The sequence below is a fragment of the Campylobacter sp. CNRCH_2013_0855 genome, assembly GCF_025773025.1.
GTDB classification, from domain to species: domain Bacteria; phylum Campylobacterota; class Campylobacteria; order Campylobacterales; family Campylobacteraceae; genus Campylobacter_D; species Campylobacter_D jejuni_C.
On the sequence record NZ_JAKMTE010000048.1, the window covers coordinates 1 to 1,080 of the forward strand.

Consider the following 1,080-nt stretch of genomic DNA (forward strand, 5'->3'; position numbering starts at 1 on the left):
TATAGATAATCAAAATAATCTAAAAGAACTATCTATGAAAATTGTATCTTTACATAAAGCTATAGAGCATGCAGAGTATGAAAGAAGTGCTTTAAATTCAACCATTAAAGAGTATAAAGAAGATTTAAAAACAGCTATAAGAGAGCTTGAGCAAATGAAAGAACCTAATCTTTTTAATCAAGAAAATAAAGAGGAATGAAATGTATACACCTAAATTATTTAATGATCACTTTCAAAACTACAAAAGGTATCATATACCAAAAGCACAGCTTGTAATAGCTGATATACCTTATAATCTTGGAAATAATGCTTATGCGAGCAGTCCTGAGTGGTATATAGGTGGTGATAATAAAAACGGCGAGAGTAAAAAAGCTAACAAGTCTTTTTTTGATACTGATCATAATTTTAATGTTAATGAATTTATGCACTTTTGTAGCACTATGTTAATTAAAGAGCCAAAAGAATGTGGCAAAGCACCATGTATGATAGTTTTTTGCTCTTTTGAGCAACAGTTCATGTTAATAAATGTGGCAAAAAAGTATGGTTTTAAACACTACATTAATTTAGTCTTTAGAAAGCAAAATTCTTCTCAAGTTTTAAAAGCAAATATGAGAATAGTTGGAAATTGTGAATACGCATTGCTTTTCTATAGAGAAAAACTTCCAAAATTTAACAATGATGGAAAAATGATTATGAATTGCTTTGAGTGGGTAAAAGATAAAGATATTAACAAAATACATCCTACCCAAAAGCCTGTAAAACTTTTAGAAAGATTGATTAGCATTTTTACTGATGCTGGGGATGTGGTTATAGACCCTTGTGCTGGGAGTGGAAGCACATTGGTTGCTAGTGCAAATCTTAACCGCAAGGCTTATGGATTTGAAATTAAAAAAGATTTTTTTAAAAGTGCAAATGAGATTATGTTTAAACATGTAGAAAGAAGTTTGTTTGCATGATTAGAAAATAACAAAATAATATAGGTGAAACAAAACGAAGACTTGATGATTTAATAAATTATAATTATCAGATTTTAAAAGATAAATTCAATAAAAGATTAAATATAAAGGAGACAAAATGCTG

The 1,080-nt window shown here is 28.5% G+C and carries 2 protein-coding genes; both read left to right on the forward strand.

Going from position 1 to position 1,080, the window contains the following annotated elements:
* The coding region (locus tag L8X40_RS08350) for a hypothetical protein (protein ID WP_263667683.1) at positions 1 to 199 on the forward strand (199 nt) is incomplete at its 5' end.
* A gap of 1 nt (position 200) precedes the next feature.
* Entirely contained in the window at positions 201 to 956 is a 756-nt protein-coding gene (locus L8X40_RS08355; protein WP_066008126.1) for a DNA-methyltransferase, read from the forward strand.
* The last annotated feature ends 124 nt before the right edge of the window (positions 957 to 1,080 follow it).

Excerpts from the sequence above, each read along its gene's own strand:
- L8X40_RS08355 (WP_066008126.1), top strand. The coding sequence starts at position 201 with ATGTATACACCTAAATTATTTAATGATCACTTTCAAAACTACAAAAGG.